The sequence below is a fragment of the Roseateles sp. L2-2 genome, assembly GCF_050613215.1.
Lineage (GTDB): Bacteria > Pseudomonadota > Gammaproteobacteria > Burkholderiales > Burkholderiaceae_C > Roseateles > Roseateles noduli.
Genome location: NZ_CP192509.1, coordinates 6,080,204 through 6,095,863, shown reverse-complemented (window position 1 = coordinate 6,095,863; position 15,660 = coordinate 6,080,204). Strand labels below are relative to the sequence as shown.

Genomic DNA, 15,660 nt, shown 5'->3' with positions numbered 1-15,660 from the left:
AGCGTCCCCGCATGGGCGGCCGCCATGCCGCAGTCCGAGCACCGGATGGCCTCCTGGGCCTTCGGCGTCGAAGACTGTTCCGCGACCCTCATCACTTCGCGCATCGCATTGACGACGAGCCGATGCGCCGATCGGGCGAAGTTCCCGGTCGGTGGCGCCGCGCTGAGCTTCACGCAGCGCCGTACCGGGACGACGTTCCCCGGGCAGGTGGTGATGCACGCCCAGCTGTCGGAGCTGCCGCCCAGCGGCCTGGCGCTGATCGAATTGCGTGCGTCGTCGGACACCGGCACGAAAGGCGCCCCGATAGCGAGCTATGTCCAGGAGGCGGGACTGCTCAAGGATCCGAAACCCGGAGCCACGCGTGAGCAGGGTCGCCGGCTCTATGCCTTTGCCACCTCGCGCGTCGACGGCTACGCCTGGGTCCACGGCGTAGGCGCGCGGGATCGCAGCTTCGACAACCAGCGGTTGCCGCTCACCTATCGATCCCTCGCGCGCCTGAAGTCGACCGAGCGGGGACGCTTCCAGCGTTCGGGCCTCGACGTGCCCTGGGACGACCTGTTGGGGGAGCGGGTGCAACACGCGCTGCGGGGGTGGAACGACCCCTCGGCCGACGCGCTGCTGATCCCCTTGGCCGGAACGATCACGGATGGGATGACCCATCGCCGCCGCCCGCCCCCGATGCCGGGTTGGGGGCAGATGAGCTCGCCGTTCCAGTCCGGCGACGAAGGCAGCGGGCTGCTGGCCACCGCCCGCCCGGCCGGCGATCTGGCGCTGGACGGCAAGCTGGTCGGGCTGACCGGCGGCGATGGCCTGCTGCACATGCGGTTGAGCGCCCACTGGCCCGCGATCTACCGGGCGATGATCGAGCAGGGATGGCGGGAGGATGCGGCCCAGGTGGCCGCGCAGGTGTTGAACCTCAAGGCCTTCGACGAGGCGCGTACCGGCAAGCCTGGGCAGTTCTACGCACTGGCCAATCCGTCGACGAACGACGTCGAATTCTTCCGGCTGCGTCGGGTCGACGCCGACGGCACCTATCCGGCACGACCGTCGCACGGGCAGGGCGACGACTGGTGGGAGTTCCTCGGGACCGATCTTCCGTCCCGCGCGGAGGTGATGGAGAGGCAGGCCAAGGATCGCACGGCCGCGAAGGCGGCGGGCAAGGCCGCCAAGCCTGCCGTCGAGGGTGGGAGGGCGTCATGAACGCGCGCAGCACCGAGGCCGCACGCGGGAGGTCCCGCGCGACGGCGCGTCCGCTCATCGCCGCGCTGTTGCTGGCCTGGGGCACGGGCGCCATCGCCACGCCCCTTGGCGGGGGCGCCTGGCGGACGCCAACCGCCGCGCTGCCCTACTGGCTGCTCGGCGACGAGCGATGTTCGGCCACGCTCATCACCTCCCGCGTGGCAGTGACGACCTACGACTGTCAGGGCGATGTCGGTCGGCAACGGCACACCATGCAGCAACGGTCGACCGGTGAGCACCTGACCGGACGGCTGTTGACCGACCGGCCGCGACGTGGCGTGACCGCCGCAGAGGCGACGAGGCTGTCCGGACGGCCCTTGGCGTTGTTCCTGCTGGATGCGCCGCCCTCCGGCCTGCCGGGTCCGGGCACTTTCGCCACGGGCCCTCTCCCGACCTATCGGGAGGAAGCCGAGCTGGTCCGGGACCGCGCCGTGAATCCGGCCTGGCTCAGCGGCCACGTGCCCTCGCCGTCCATCGGGGCTGACGACGTCGCTCCGCCTCGGGCGACGGAAATGGAGGGCCACTACGTGCGTCCGCCTGCGATGCCCGACCGTCTTGCGACCGCGGAGCGGCGGTTGGTCTACCGTTCGGTCAGCGCCTTGCGGGCGGCGGAGCCCGGGAGATTCGACTTGTCCGGCGATGGGGTCCTGCCCGACGACGGCCCGGGTCCCGATATCCTTGGCCGGCTGCTGCGCTCCAGGATGAATGGGCATGTCGTCCCGGATGCCGTCTTGGACGACCTGGTCCTGACGACCGTGGGCGATGCCGCCGACGGCATCACCCGCCTCTGGAGCGAGACGGCCCGGCAGGCGCTGCTGGACGAGCGGAGATTGAAGCATCCGTTCGGCACCCTCGCGCGCGGCGTGGGCCTGATGGCGTCAAGGGGGACGCTGTCGCGACTGGTCGGCGTCGTCACGGACCCGTCGGGCGTGCACTGGCGGCTGAGCGCGTTCTGGCCGGCCATCTACCGCGCCTTGCTGGATCAAGGCTTGAGGGAGGACGCACGCGCGCTGGCTTCACGGCTGCTCGAGCAGCAATCGCCGTCCTTCGTCGGCAAGGTGAGCTACTACGACAATCCCCACAGCGGGCGGATCGAGTTCTTCCGGCGGGTGGCCGCGAGCGCCGACGGCCATGCGGCGCCCTTTCCCACCGATGGACACGACAACGAGCACTGGGAGTACCTCGGCACGGAACTGCCGGCCAGCCGGGAGGTCCTCGCGCCGCTGCGCGTCTGGCGGGTGGAGGAACTGGACCCGCCGATCGGGAAGCGATACGTCCGCTTCAACGGCATCACGCGGCAGGTGGAGTACTTCCGTCTGAAGGCGCATGACAGGGACGGCCGGGCGCCGGTGTTGCCGTCCGCCGGCGCCAGCGATGCGCATTGGACTTACGAAGGCACGGACCTGAAGGTCCGGAAGAACCCCTTCGCCGATTGGACACCGGCGTCGACTGCCGGCACCATCGTGCCCGCCGCCACGGTCCCGCCGGCTGCTCCGATGGCCCCGCTCAGCCCTCTTCCAGGAACCGGTCCCGCACTTCCAGCACCTGAGGCAGCACGCTGATGAACTGCTCGACCAGCGCCGGATCGAAGTGCCGGCCGGCCTGCGCGCGCAGGTGTTCCACCGCCTGCTCGATCGGCCACGCCGGCTTGTAGGGCCGGATGCTGGTCAGCGCGTCGAAGACGTCGGCGATGGCGACGATGCGGGCTTCCTGCGGAATCGCCTCGCCGGCCAGTCCTTCCGGATAGCCGCTGCCGTCCCACTTCTCGTGGTGACCCAGCGCGACGCGGCGCGCCAGACCCAGCAGCCCGGTGGTCTGGTCGCCGAGGATCTCGGCGCCGATGGCCGGGTGGCGGCGCATCACCGTCCATTCGGCCTCGGTCAGCGGACCCGGCTTCTGCAGGATGGCGTCGGGGATGCCGAGCTTGCCGACGTCGTGCATGGGCGCGGCATGCAGCAGGTCGTCGGCCTCCTGGTCGGTCCAGCCGGCCGCCAGCGCCAGGAGCTGCGCGTAGTGGCTCATGCGCACGACGTGCCAGCCGGTCTCGTTGTCCTTGTACTCGGCCGCGCGGCCCAGCCGCTGCACGATCTGCAGCCGCGTCTCGCGCAGCTCGTCGGCGCGCACCAGCGAGAGGTGGGTACGCACCCGCGCCCGCACGACCGGCGGGCTCACCGGCTTGGCGATGTAGTCGACCGCGCCCGCCTCGAAGCCTTCGGTCTCGTCGCGCGAGTCCGCCAGCGCGGTGACGAAGATCACCGGCGTGCGCCTGGTCGCCGGCTGCGACTTCAGCACCCGGCAGACGTCGAGGCCGGACATGCCCGGCATCATGATGTCGAGCAGGATCAGCTGCGGCGCCTCGGTCTTCGCCAGTTCGAGCGCCTTCTGCCCGTCGCGCGCGAACAGCAGCCGGTAGTCGTCCTGCAGCACATGCCGCAGCACCTGCAGGTTGGCGGGCTCGTCGTCGACGAGCAGCAGCTTGGGGCGGTGGTCGGCGGTCACGGCGTCATCCTCGCGCACCGGAGGCCGCCTGGGAAGCGGTGCTCAGCTGCGTGCGCAGCGACTGCAGCAGCAGCAGTGCCGCGTCGAAATCGAAATCGTCCAGCGCCTGCGCCAGCGGGGCGATGCGGTCGACGCCGAAAGCGGCGCGCAGCGCGGCCAGCGATTCGTCGTCGAGCTCGCTGCGCTTGAGCGCCGCGGCCAGGCGGTCGATCAGCGTCTTCTTTTCGCGCAGGTCCTGCGCCACGGCGACCGCCGTGGCGGACGGCTCCGCCAACGGCATGGACGCGCTCGCCGCGAAGCCGGACGGCGTGCCGTCCAGTTCCGCGACCGCGTCCAGCGTGTCCTGCAGCGCCAGCGCGAGCGTGTCCACCAGCGCCATCAGGTCCTCCTGCTTGCCCAGGCGCAGGGCCGTCTCGACCGGCTGTGCCGCCGCGAGCAGTCCGGGCATCGCCAGGCTGCCCGCCACGCCGCGCCAGCGGTGCACCAGACCGCGCATCTCGATCCATTGCCGGCTGTGCGTCAGCTGATGCAGCCGCGCGACGCCTTCGCGCTGTTCCTCGGCGAAGCGGCGCAGGCCGCGCTGCCACGCGGTGACGCTGCCCCACAGGCGCAGACCCTGCTGCCAGTCCAACGGACCCCTGGCCGCATCGGCGATGCGGGCATCGTTGGCGTGGCGCGTCGCCGGCACCGGACCGGCCGAGGCCGGCGAGCGTCCCGGCGTCAGGCCCAGCACGCGGGCGATCTCGGCGAACAGCCGCGCCGGCTCCACCGGCTTGACCGCGAAGCCGTCCATGCCGGCGGCCAGTGCCGCCTGGCGGTCTTCCTCCAGCACGCTGGCCGTCAGCGCGACGACGGGCGTGTGGCCGCGTCCCTGCGCGTGCTCGAAATTCCGGATCCGGCGTGTCGCGCCCAGGCCGTCCAGCCCCGGCATGTGGACGTCCATCAGGACGGCGTCGAAGCGTTCGTCGGAGAAGGCCTTCAGCGCCTGCAGTCCGTCGGAGGCCAAGGTGACCTGATGCCCCTCGCGGCCGAGGATGATCTGCAGCAGCTCGCCGTTCTGCGCGACGTCGTCGGCCACCAGCAGCCGCAGCGGCGGCAGCGTGACGGCGACCTCGGTCGCGTCGGCTTCGGCGCGCGCGGCGTCGCCCGCGGCCAGCGGCAGCCAGACGTGGAAGGTGCTGCCCTGGTCGACTTCGCTCTCGACGGTGATGCGGCCGCCCATGCGCTCGACCAGCTGGCGCGAGATCGTCGTGCCCAGGCCGGTGCCGCCGAAGCGGCGCGTGGTCGAGGCGTCGGCCTGCGCGAAGGCGTCGAAGATGCGGTCCAGCCGGTCAGCGGCGATGCCGATGCCGGTGTCGATGACGGCCAGATGGATCTGCCCGCCTTCCACGCGCATGCGCAGCGTGACCAGGCCGCGCTCGGTGAACTTGATGGCATTGCCGACCAGGTTCAGCAGCACCTGCTGCACGCGCAGCGGGTCGCCCTTGAAGAAGCGCGGCTCGGCGCTCGGGTAGTCGAGGTACAGCGCCAGGTTCTTGCGCTGGGCCAGCAGCCGCAGTGAGTTCAGCGCCTGCTCGCACACGGTGCGCAGCGAGAAGTCGACGACCTCCAGCTCCATCGCGCCCTTGTCGAGCTTGGCGGTGTCCAGGATGTCGTTGAGCAGCGAGAGCAGCGAGCGCGCCGAGCCCCGCACCGTCGTCAGGTGGCGGCGCTGCGATTCGGTCAGCGTGGTGTCCAGCAGCAGCTCGGTGAAGCCCAGGATGGCGTTCATCGGCGTGCGGATCTCGTGGCTCATGTTGGCCAGGAAGGCGCTCTTGGCGGCGGCGGCGGATTCGGCGCGTTCCTTGGCTTCCTCCAGCTGGCGCTGCAGGCGCTTGGGTTCGGTGATGTCCAGGATCACGCCGTCGATCCACTGCGGCGCGCCGCGCGCGTCGCGCACCGCGCGGCCGCGCTCGGAGACCCAGCGCTCGCCGGCCTCGCGGGTGTGGACGCGGTACTCGATCGAATAGGCCGCGTCGGCGGCGACGGCGGTCTCGACAGCGGCGTTCACGCGCTCCTGGTCATGGCGGTGGATCAGCGCGGCGAAGTGCTGGCGGCCGTCCAGGAAGTCCTGCGCGGTCCAGCCGGTCAGTTCCTCGACGGCGTCGTTGATCAGCAGCATCGACCAGTTCTCGTCCATGCGGCAGCGGAAGGTCACCCCCGGGCTGTTGGCGATGACGGTGCGGTACTTGGTCTCGCTGTCGCGCAGGGCCTGCTCCATCGTGAGCATGCGGCGGCGCTCGTCCATCAGGTCGGTGTTGAGCCGGCGCAGCGCCAGCAGGCCGTTGGCGCCCGCGGTGATCGCGCTGATCGCCAGCGCCATCACCGTCACGGCGAGCGCGAGCCAGCCGGCGTTCTCGATGCTGCTGTTGCAGGGGCCGTCTCCCAGGCCGACGAAGCGCGCCGCGCCCATCGCCGTGTAATGCATGCCGGCGATGGCGCAGCCCATCACGACGCCGCCGAGCGCGATGGCCCAGTGGCGGGGAATCCTGCCGGCCAGGCCGAAGCGGATCCACAGGGCCAGCATCGCCAGCAGCACCGCCACGACGATGGAGGCGCCAAACCAGACCGGGTCGTAGCGCAGGGCGACGGTCATCTCCATCGCCGCCATGCCCATGTAGTGCATCGCGCCGATGCCGGCGCCGACCAGCACGCCGCCGACGATCAGGCGCCAGGTCTCGAGCTGATGACGGGCCAGCAGCGCCAGCGCGACCCAGGAGGCGATCAGCGCCGGCACCATGGACAGCGCGGTGATGTGGGCGTCGAAGGCGATCTGCGCGCAGAGCTGGAAGGCCAGCATGCCGATGAAGTGCATCGACCAGATGCCGCCGCCCAGCGCGAGCGCGCCGGTGGCGAGCATCAGCTGGCGGCGCCAGCCCTTGGCCGGCTTGGCCATGCCCGCGACCTGCAGCGCCAGCGCCGAGGTCAGCGAGGCGACGACCAGCGACAGCAGCACCAGCGGCCAGTCGTACCGGCCGGTGAGCAGCAGCGTCGGGGCGCCGTCTCGGAACAGGAAGAACTGCGGCAGGACCGCGGAGAGTTCGGGCACTGGGAGGGGCAGGTCTTGCACGCGCGCGCGGGCGCAGGACCAGGGCATGGGAGGAGTCCGCCATGGTGCCAAGAAGCGTGGTTCGCCATACGGCACAAATGCGCGGCATCCCGCCCGCAAATGAAAGCGCCCCGCGTGTGCGGGGCGCTGATTGGCGGATATCGCCCAAACCGGCTGATGTCCCAGCCGACCTGGCGGTCGGTTTCGTTCTCAGAACGCGGGAACGACTGCGCCCTTGTACTGGGTCTGGATGAAGCGCTTGACGGCGTCGGACTGCAGCGCGGCGGCCAGCTTCTTCACGGCCGGGGCGTTCTGGTTGTCGTCACGCGTGACCAGCCAGTTGGCGTAGGGGGACTCGCCGCCTTCGATCGCGAGCGCATCCTTGGACGGATTCAGCTTCGCTTCCAGCGCGTAGTTCGTGTTGATCAGCGCCAGGTCGACCTGCGGCAGGATGCGCGGCAGTGTGGCGGCTTCGATCTCGCGGAACTTCAGCTTCTTCGGGTTGTCGGCGATGTCCTTGGTCGTGGACAGGATGTTGGCCTTGTCCTTGAGCTTGATCACGCCGGCCTTGTCCAGCAGCAGCAGCGCGCGGCCGCCGTTGGTCGGGTCGTTGGGGATGGCGACGGTGCCGCCCTCGGGCAGCGCGGCCAGGGTCTTGTGCTTGGTCGAGTAGGCGCCGAAGGGCTCCACGTGCACCGCCGCGACGGCGACCAGGTGCGTGCCCTTGCCCTTGTTGAACTCGTTCAGGTAGGGCTTGTGCTGGAAGAAGTTGGCGTCCAGGCGCTTCTCGGCGACCTGCACGTTGGGCTGGACGTAGTCGGTGAAGACCTTGACCTCCAGCTCCACGCCCTGCTTGGCCAGTTCCGGCTTGACCAGGTTGAGGATCTCGGCGTGCGGCACCGCGGTGGCGGCGACGGTCAGCTTCTCGGCGGCGGCGGTGCCGGCGGCCGCCAGCGACAGGGCCGCGACGGCGGCGGTGAACAGCTTCTTCATGGGGACAAACTCCTCTGAGGGACGGTGCCGGCTGCCTGCTTGGGGCGTCCGGCGATGAAAGGGGGAGGCGGGGTTCAGCGATGGGAGACGCGGGCGACGAGCCAGTCTCCGAACATCTGCAGCAGTTGGACGAGGACGAGCAGCAGCACGACGGTCACGACCATGACCTCGGTCTGGAAGCGCTGGTAGCCGAAGCGGATGGCCAGGTCGCCGAGGCCGCCGCCGCCGATGACGCCGGACATCGCGGTGTAGCCGACCAGCGTGATCGCGGTGACGGTCAGCGCGGAGACGATGCCCGGCAGCGCTTCGGGCAGCAGGCCCTGCCAGACGATCTGGCGGGTGCTGGCGCCCATGGAGAGACCGGCCTCGACGATGCCGCGGTCGACGCCGCGCAGCGCGGTCTCGACGAGGCGTGCCAGGAAGGGCGTCGCGCCGACGACCAGCGGCGGGATCGCGCCGGCCACGCCCAGCGAGGTGCCCGTGACCAGCAGCGTGAACGGGATCAGCACGATCAGCAGGATGACGAAGGGCAGCGAGCGCAGCACGTTCACGACGAGGGACAGCAGCGTGTACACCTTCGGCGAGGCCACCAGCCGGTCGCGGTCGAAGAGGTAGAGCGCGATGCCCAGCGGCAGGCCGAGCAGCGCGGTGAACAGCAGCGAGCCGCCCAGCATCAGCAGCGTGTCGCCGCCGGCGGTGGCGATCTCCGGCCAGTCGATGGCGCGGAGCGTGTCCAGCAGGGAAGGGGTGGCGGCGAGGCTCATGCGCGCAGCTCCTCGACCTGGACGCCGCGGTCGGCCAGCAACTGGCGCGCGGCGGCGCGGTCGCCGCCGCTGACGGCGATCGTCAACTGCCCGTAGGGCTGCTTCTTGATGCGGTCGATGCGGCCGGCCAGGATGCCGAAGTCCAGATTCGCATGGCGGGCGACTTCGCCCAGCAGCGGTTCGTAGGTGCGTTCGCCGAAGAAGGTCAGCCGCCAGAGGCTGCCCGCGACATGCGCGTAGTCGTCGCGCTGCTCGCCTTCGTCGACATGTTCGGAGGCAAGGACGAAGCGCCTGGCCGTGCCCGAACGCGGGTGGAGGAAGACCTGCGCGACCGGGCCCTGCTCGACGATGCGGCCGGCTTCGAGCACCGCGACGCGGTCGCAGACGCGGCGCACCACGTCCATCTCGTGGGTGATGAGGACGATGGTCAGCTTCAGTTCGTCGTTGAGTTCAGCCAGCAGGTCGAGGATCGAGCGCGTGGTCTCAGGGTCGAGCGCGCTGGTGGCCTCGTCGCACAGCAGCACCTGCGGGTCCAGCGCCAGCGCGCGGGCGATGCCGACGCGCTGCTTCTGTCCGCCCGACAACTGCGCGGGGTACTTGTCGGCCTGGTCAGCGAGGCCCACCCGGGCCAGCAGCGCCTGCACGCGCGGGGCGATCCGTGCGGCATCCCAACCGGCGATGCGCAGCGGCCACGCGACGTTCTGCGCCACGGTGCGCGAGCTCAGCAGATTGAAGTGCTGGAAGATCATCGCGATCTTCTGACGGGCGGCGCGCAAGCGGGCGGCGTCCAGCGTCTGCAGGTCCTGGCCGGCGACGACGACCTGGCCACTGTCCGGTCGCTCCAGCAGGTTGATCACCCGCAGCAGGGTGCTCTTGCCAGCCCCCGACGCGCCGATGATCCCGAACACCTCACCCGATTCGATCGTCAGATCCACGCCCTGGAGCGCCGGAACACGGCGACCCTCGACGTCATACGATTTGTGCAAGCTTTGAAGTTCGATCACGGGAAGAAGAAGGACGCTAGCGGCAGGTGACTCCCGTTGCCGTCGTGCGCCTCTTTGGTGCGGAAACCGTGATGCTTAGGGATTACCCGGCGTTTGGCAAGCAATCAATGCTTATATGCATATGCCGGGGTGGGGAATCTGCTGAATTCGAATAACGACAAGCGCGCCTTCTCCACGCCGAACCCCGGTCGGACTCCCTCTCCCGCTTGCGGGAGAGGGTGGGGGTGAGGGCCAGCGGACGTGGCAGTCAACGACATCTCCACCCAGGCAAGGGTCAGTTCTTGCGTGAGGCTGCTGGCCCTCACCCCTGCCCTCTCCCGCAAGCGGGAGAGGGAGCCAGAGAGCGAGGACTGCTTAAGCGGGCAGAGCGAGCGAAGCGAGCTCGCGGACCAGGTCCGCAATGTTGTTGCGCAGCGCGGATTCCGTGGCGATGCGCAGTTGCTCGCTCGGATTCAGGCTGTCGTCGATGCCGGCCTTCTGCGTCGTGCGCAGCGTGCGCTGATAGAGCACCTTGCCGCCGCCGGCGGCCCGCTCCGTCAGCGTGTAGCGGATGGAGAGGGCGACCTCGGGCAGCACCGGCACGTTGGGCTGCGCCAGCGCCAGGACCTCGACCTTCAGCTGGTAGCGGCCCGTGTCGGGCACGTCCGGCATCAACCCCAGGCGCCGGAACGACTCCTGGTAGGTCTGGTTCAGCGTCATCGCATTGATCCGGCTGCCCCACCACATCGAGGTTTCCTGGCCGCCGGTGACCGGCAGCAGGTCGATGTTGCGCCGCAACTGCGGGCTGAGCCACGAGCGCAGCTGCAGCGACTCCATGTCCGTGATCGAGGACTCCAGCGGCCGGGCCGGCGTGCCGCATCCCGCCAGCAGCGCGCAGGCGCACGCCGCGGCGGCCAGCACGGCCAGCGCGGAACGGGAGGAATCGGGACGACGGTCGATCATGCCGGGCATCTTGCCTCCGCCAGCCGGGCATCGATCGCCCGAAGTGGACCGCTTTCGAGGCCCAGTGTTCGGGCCTCGCCGTTCAAGGCTCAGAGCCGCCGATGCTGCAGCGCCGGCAACTGCTCACGCACCTGCGCGATACGCGCGGGGTCGATCTTGGCGACTGCCAGTCCTTCGCCCTCGGGCACGCAGGCCAGCACCTCGCCCCACGGGTCGACGATCATGCTGTGGCCCCAGGTGCGGCGGCCGTTCTCATGCGTGCCGCCTTGCGCGGCCGCGATGACGTAGGCCTGGTTCTCCACCGCGCGGGCGCGCAGCAGCAGCTCCCAGTGGGCCTGACCCGTGGTGAAGGTGAAGGCCGCGGGGACGCTGATGAGGTCGAGCGGGCGTTCGCCGCTGAAGCTCATCGCGCGGTACAGCTCCGGGAAGCGGAGGTCGTAGCAGATGGACAGCCCCACGCGCAGCGCGGGTCCATCGGGGATCGCGGCCTCGACGGTCACCGGCGCTTCGCCGGCCTCCAGCACGCGGGCCTCGTCATAGCGCTCGCGGCCGTTGTCGTAGCAGAAGAGGTGGAGCTTGTCGTAGCGCGCGCTGAGCGAGCCGTCCGGCGCGAAGACGCAGGTGGTGTTGCGCACGCGCTCCGCGGGCTGGGTCGCGCCGTCGATCGCCATCGGCAGGGTGCCGCCGAGGATCCACACGCCGTGCTCGCGCGCGGCGCGGCTGAGCGCGCCCTGGATGGGCGCGTCGAGGTCGCCGTACCGCTCGCCGAAGGGCAGCTTGTCGGTGTCCTTGTGGCCCATCAGGCAGAAGTACTCGGGCAGCGAGACCAGCGCGGCGCCCTGCCGGGCGGCTTCGCCGATCCAGTGGCGGGCGCGTCCGAGGTTCTCTTCCAGCCGGGTGCCGGACACCATCTGGATCGCGGCGACAGTGACCGGCGATCCGGCCTTCGTGGATGACGTGCTCATGGGGCGGACTCTCCTTGCGCGGCGGCCGTGCCGTTGTAGCTGCCCTGCGGCTGGGCCTTGCGCTGCAGCTGCTCGATGCGCGGATCGGACCAGGTGCCGGTGACGCGGAATTCCTCGCTGCTGGCCGCGGCCAGCGGCTTGCGCAGCAGCCACTGGGCCAGGAAGGCGCCCAGCCCGATGGCGGGGTTGACCGCCGCATAGGCGAGGGCGGCGCCGCCGGCGTTGATCTCGGGCAGCACGAGCACGTGCAGGTCCTGGGTCTCGGCGGCCAGGTCGGCGCTGCCTTCCATCAGGACCGCGGCCTGCAGACCCTTCATGCGGAGGTTGTCGCTGCGCGCCACGCCCTTGCCGATCTTGATGTCGCCGGTGACGTTGTCGAAGGCGAAGCCCTCGGAGAACACGTCCCGGAAGTCCAGCACCAGCCGCCGCGGGATGGACTGCAGGCTCAGCACGCCCAGCAGCCGCCCGACGCCGGGCTCGGCCTTGAGGAACTGGCCCTTCTCCATGACGACGCTCAACTGGCCGCTCATGCTGGCGTAGTCCGGCGACAGCGGCGAGCCCTGCCAGGCGACCTGACCGGTGAGTTCGCCCTTGCCGCCGCGCAAGACCTGGCCCTGGCCGAGCCGCTCCAGCAGCTTGCCGGCGTCCACGACGTCCAGCTTCCAGTCGAGTTCGGTGCGGCGCAGCGCCTTGCCCGGCTCGGGCGCCCATTTGCCGGAGGCGCTCAGCGTGGCGTCCGGGCTCTTCAGCACCAGTCGGCCCAGGCGCCAGTCGCGCGCGTCGTTCTGCTGCTGGGCGTCGATCTCGAGACGGCCCAGCCGCTTGCCGCGCAGCTCGAAGTCCTCGACGACGATGTCCAGCGTGGGCACCGACCGCGGCTGCTTGTCGAGCAGCTGCTCGACGCCGTCCACGTCGCTGCGGGGCACGGACAGGCGGGACAGGCGCGCGTAGACGCGGCCCGGCTGGTTGGGTTTCTCGGCGCGGACTTCGATCAGGCCGCTGAGCTGCTGCGCGTCCATCGAGACGCGCCAGCCCGCACCGGCGTCGTGCGAGATGCCGGCGGTGACGCCGTTCAGCGTGCGGCCGGCGACCTGCAGCGTCTGCGCCTTCAAGGTGAGCTGCGACGGCGCGTAGCCGCCCTCGGTCATGCCGTCGGTCGCGCTGTCGAGCGTCGCGCCTTCCTTCGCGCCGGTCAGTCCCGGCAGGGCAGTCTGCCAGGCGTCGGCATTGAACTGGTCGAAGGTGGCGCGGGCGACGACGCCCTGCGCGGGCAGCTCGGGCAGCTTCTCGCGCACGGCGACCGCGCCGCGCAGGACCTTGGCCTCGTGCGTCACGTCGCGCTGGTAGAGCGCCTGCACCGGGCCGGCCTCGACGCGCAGCTCGTCGCGCTGCGTGCCGGCCGGCGCGGCCGTGGCCCGCGTGACGATGCGCAGGGGCCAGGTCTCGTCCGCGGCCTTGCGCATCGGTGCCGGCAGGTTCACCGCGATGCCCTGCATCGGGCTGGCGACGGTGATCTCGGTCTGGCCGCCCTTGACCACGCCGAGCTCGAAACGCACCGAGGTCTGGCCCGTCATCACGGAGGCGACCTGCTGCAGGCCCAGCTCCGGCGCGTTGCGCAGCGCGTCGGCGGTGACCGTGCCCAGCGCGGCGAAGCGCATCGCGCCGTCGGGCTGGCTGCCGCCGTCGAAGGTCGCGTCGCCGCCCAGCACGCGCGCCTGGCCGTTGCGGATCTGCAGGCCCTTCTGGTCGAAGCTCACCAGCGCCTTCGCCTGGCCGAGCATCGGGGTGTCGGGCCGGATGCGCACGTCGTTGCCGGTCAGCGTGACCAGGCCCTTCACCGTCGTGTCGTCGATGTGCATCAACGGCAGGCGCAGGTTGAGCTTCAGCGCCAGCGGGCCGGTGGCGGTCGTGTTGTCCAGCACGTGGCTGGTCAGCGCCGCGACCGGCGAGTTCTTCACGTAGCGCAGGCCGTCGACCAGCGCGCCGCGCGCCTGGCCGTCGATCTCCAGCACCGGGGCATGGTGGTACAGGTCGGCGATCGCGCCCTGGACGTTGAACACCTCGACGCCCATCAGCTTCGTCTTGGCGTTGCGGATGCTCATCGAGGCGCGGTCGAAGATCAGTTCCGCGTCCAGCTGCTCCATCACCGGCCACGGCGACTGGAACGCCGGATGGTCGTCCTCCGCCGGGTGGCTGGGCACGTAGGCGAGCGTCAGGTTGCGGACCTGCCCGGCGACGCGGAACTGGCCCTTGCTGCGCGGGGCATCGAAGGGGAAGTCGAGCAGGTCGCCCTGCAGCCGCACCTGGATCTTCTGGACGGTGCCATCCCGGATCGCGTCGCGGACGTAGCGCCGTGCCTCGTGGCCCATCGAGGCGGGCAGGTAGCGCAGCACGCGCGGCGCCTTGATCTCCTCGATGCGGCCGGTGAGGTCCAGCTTGCCGGCGTCGTGAGGACGCTTGCCTTCGCCGCTCTGCCAGGCGCCGTCGATCTCGGCGCGCAGGTCGTCGTTGGCCAGGCGCACGCCGTTGAACTGCACCGACCAGCGCGTGCGGGGCTCGTCCGGGGCGGAGGCCGCGCTGGCGATCGAGGCCGCCGCGAGCGGGCCGACGGCGGCCGGCTTGGCGGCTGGCGCGACGATGGGAGTGGCGGGCGGCGCGCGTTTGCCGGCCAGGGCCGCCGGCCGTTGCGCCTGCCAGCGAAGGTTCGCCTGGGCCTGCTTCAGCGGCACGGACGGTTCTTCGAAGACGCCGGGCAGGGTGACCTCGCCGTTGTTGATTGCGAGGGTGGCGGTGCCGCCCTGCTCGTTGGCGTCGAACTGCAGGTCGGCGCCGCTCACGCCGGGCCGGCCGGTCGGCGGCGCGGAGCCCGGATCCGCGGGCGGCTCCGGCGTCGCGGCCGTCAGGTGCAGGCCCTGCAGCTGCCCCTTGGCGCGGTAGCTGCGCGGCGCGTCGAGCGGACCGTCCCAGTGGAGCTGCAGCGCATTGAGCAGCCCGGCGGGTTTCATGTCGGCGATCAGCTGGCGTTGCGGCTCGGCCAGCGGCAGCCGGGCGAGGATCTGGGCGCCCAGCGTTAGGTCCAACTGCTGCGCCTGGAAATCGCCCCCGGTCAGCGCGCCGGTCTTGGGATCGCGCTTGACCTCCAGCGCCCAGTCCGAGCGCGGCCAGTCGAGGCCGTCGCCGGCCTGGAAACCGAGCGCCTTGGCCTCCAGCGACAGCGATTGCGGCGTCTGCTTGAGCACCAGCCGGCCGCCGATCTTGGCCAGCGCGAGCTCCGGCAGTCCCGGCGCGACGCGCAGCTTCACGGCGCGCAGGCCCATGTCCAGGGTCAGGCTGCGCGGCTCGCCGCGGTCCACGTCCAGCCAGGCGCGCAGCGCGCCGTCGCCTTCGTTGAGTTCGAAGGGCAGGTCCACATAGCGGCGCAGCTCGCTGACGTCGGTGCGCGGCAGGTGGCCGAAGAGCTGGCCGCTCCAGCGCTGGACCGCGCCCGGCCGGTCGAGCAGCGACTGCGTGAATTCACCGCGCAGCGTGAAGCGCTCGCCCCAGCCGGCCGGCGGCGTGGCGTCCAGCCGCAGCCGGTGGCGGCGCAGGCCGTTGCGCAGCACCAGGTTCAGGTCGAAGAGTTCCAGCGGCGGCGCCGCGCGCAGCTCGTCGACCCAGCGGATGCGGCCGTGCAGGATGACGAACTCGTGCTGCTCGAAGAACCAGTCGGCGGCGTCGTCGGACGCCTGCGTGTCGGACGGACCATCGACGCTGAGCCCGGCGATGAAGACCCGGCCCTTGGCGTCGCGGCGCAGCAGCAGCTCGGGGCTGTCCAGCAGCAGCTGGGAGAAGCGCAGCTCGAAGGCCAGCAGCGAGCGCGGCGACAGCGCGGCGCTGACGCGGGGCAGGTGCAGGGCTTCGTGGCCGGCGGCGTCGACCACCCGGACGTCGCGCAGGTCCAGCTTGGGGATCCAGCCCGAGGAGGTGGCGCTGATGGCGCCGATCTTGACGGGTACCCCCAATGCCTGGGTGGCCTGCTTTTCGAGCTCGGGTCGCCAGTCGTCGATGTGGGGCAGAATCGCCCAGTGCAATGCCAGCCAGGCCGCGATCAGCAGGGAGAAGACCCCTGCCGAAGCCACTCCGAGCCAGAGGGCGCAACGTGCCCACCAGCGTCGTTTCGCGACCGC

General features: G+C 70.8%; 10 protein-coding genes. 2 read left to right on the top strand and 8 right to left on the bottom strand.

Annotation, left to right across the window (positions count from 1 at the left end; genetic code table 11):
• Positions 1-24: 24 nt before the first annotated feature.
• Positions 25-1,200: a hypothetical protein gene (locus ACQZ13_RS27165; protein ID WP_431048949.1), complete on the top strand. Its 1,176-nt coding sequence runs from the start codon at positions 25-27 to the stop codon at positions 1,198-1,200.
• Entirely contained in the window at positions 1,197-2,801 is a 1,605-nt protein-coding gene (locus ACQZ13_RS27160) for a hypothetical protein (protein WP_431048948.1), read from the top strand. The genes ACQZ13_RS27165 and ACQZ13_RS27160 overlap by 4 nt, the downstream gene beginning before the upstream one ends.
• Here ACQZ13_RS27160 and ACQZ13_RS27155 read toward each other — a convergent pair.
• The 8 genes from ACQZ13_RS27155 to ACQZ13_RS27120 all read right to left on the bottom strand — a co-directional run bounded on the left by ACQZ13_RS27155 (position 2,746) and on the right by ACQZ13_RS27120 (position 15,612).
• Positions 2,746-3,738: an HD-GYP domain-containing protein gene (locus tag ACQZ13_RS27155; protein ID WP_431048947.1), complete on the bottom strand. Its 993-nt coding sequence runs from the start codon at positions 3,736-3,738 to the stop codon at positions 2,746-2,748. The genes ACQZ13_RS27160 and ACQZ13_RS27155 overlap by 56 nt on opposite strands.
• 4 nt (positions 3,739-3,742) lie before the next feature.
• Positions 3,743-6,874 (bottom strand): MHYT domain-containing protein, encoded by a 3,132-nt coding sequence (locus ACQZ13_RS27150; RefSeq protein ID WP_431048946.1) that lies wholly within the window; start codon positions 6,872-6,874, stop codon positions 3,743-3,745.
• Between the two features lie 162 nt (positions 6,875-7,036).
• Entirely contained in the window at positions 7,037-7,819 is a 783-nt protein-coding gene (locus tag ACQZ13_RS27145; protein WP_431048944.1) for a MetQ/NlpA family ABC transporter substrate-binding protein, read from the bottom strand.
• 74 nt (positions 7,820-7,893) lie between these two features.
• Entirely contained in the window at positions 7,894-8,583 is a 690-nt protein-coding gene (locus ACQZ13_RS27140) for a methionine ABC transporter permease (protein WP_431048943.1), read from the bottom strand.
• Positions 8,580-9,587: a methionine ABC transporter ATP-binding protein gene (locus ACQZ13_RS27135; protein ID WP_431048942.1), complete on the bottom strand. Its 1,008-nt coding sequence runs from the start codon at positions 9,585-9,587 to the stop codon at positions 8,580-8,582. The genes ACQZ13_RS27140 and ACQZ13_RS27135 overlap by 4 nt, the downstream gene beginning before the upstream one ends.
• Positions 9,588-9,941: 354 nt before the next feature.
• Positions 9,942-10,529, bottom strand: coding sequence for a hypothetical protein (locus ACQZ13_RS27130; protein WP_431048941.1), 588 nt, complete (start codon positions 10,527-10,529; stop codon positions 9,942-9,944).
• A gap of 89 nt (positions 10,530-10,618) precedes the next feature.
• Complete coding sequence (locus ACQZ13_RS27125) at positions 10,619-11,494, bottom strand: carbon-nitrogen hydrolase family protein (protein ID WP_431048940.1); 876 nt, start codon at positions 11,492-11,494, stop codon at positions 10,619-10,621.
• Entirely contained in the window at positions 11,491-15,612 is a 4,122-nt protein-coding gene (locus ACQZ13_RS27120; RefSeq protein WP_431048939.1) for a YhdP family protein, read from the bottom strand. The genes ACQZ13_RS27125 and ACQZ13_RS27120 overlap by 4 nt, the downstream gene beginning before the upstream one ends.
• Positions 15,613-15,660 lie beyond the last annotated feature (48 nt).

Bases quoted from the DNA above. Each gene is read 5' to 3' on its own strand.
- ACQZ13_RS27165 (WP_431048949.1), top strand. From the start codon at position 25: ATGCCGCAGTCCGAGCACCGGATGGCCTCCTGGGCCTTCGGCGTCGAA.
- ACQZ13_RS27160 (WP_431048948.1), top strand. From the start codon at position 1,197: ATGAACGCGCGCAGCACCGAGGCCGCACGCGGGAGGTCCCGCGCGACG.
- ACQZ13_RS27150 (WP_431048946.1), bottom strand. From the start codon at position 6,874: ATGCCCTGGTCCTGCGCCCGCGCGCGCGTGCAAGACCTGCCCCTCCCA.
- ACQZ13_RS27145 (WP_431048944.1), bottom strand. From the start codon at position 7,819: ATGAAGAAGCTGTTCACCGCCGCCGTCGCGGCCCTGTCGCTGGCGGCC.
- ACQZ13_RS27140 (WP_431048943.1), bottom strand. From the start codon at position 8,583: ATGAGCCTCGCCGCCACCCCTTCCCTGCTGGACACGCTCCGCGCCATC.
- ACQZ13_RS27130 (WP_431048941.1), bottom strand. From the start codon at position 10,529: ATGATCGACCGTCGTCCCGATTCCTCCCGTTCCGCGCTGGCCGTGCTG.
- ACQZ13_RS27125 (WP_431048940.1), bottom strand. From the start codon at position 11,494: ATGAGCACGTCATCCACGAAGGCCGGATCGCCGGTCACTGTCGCCGCG.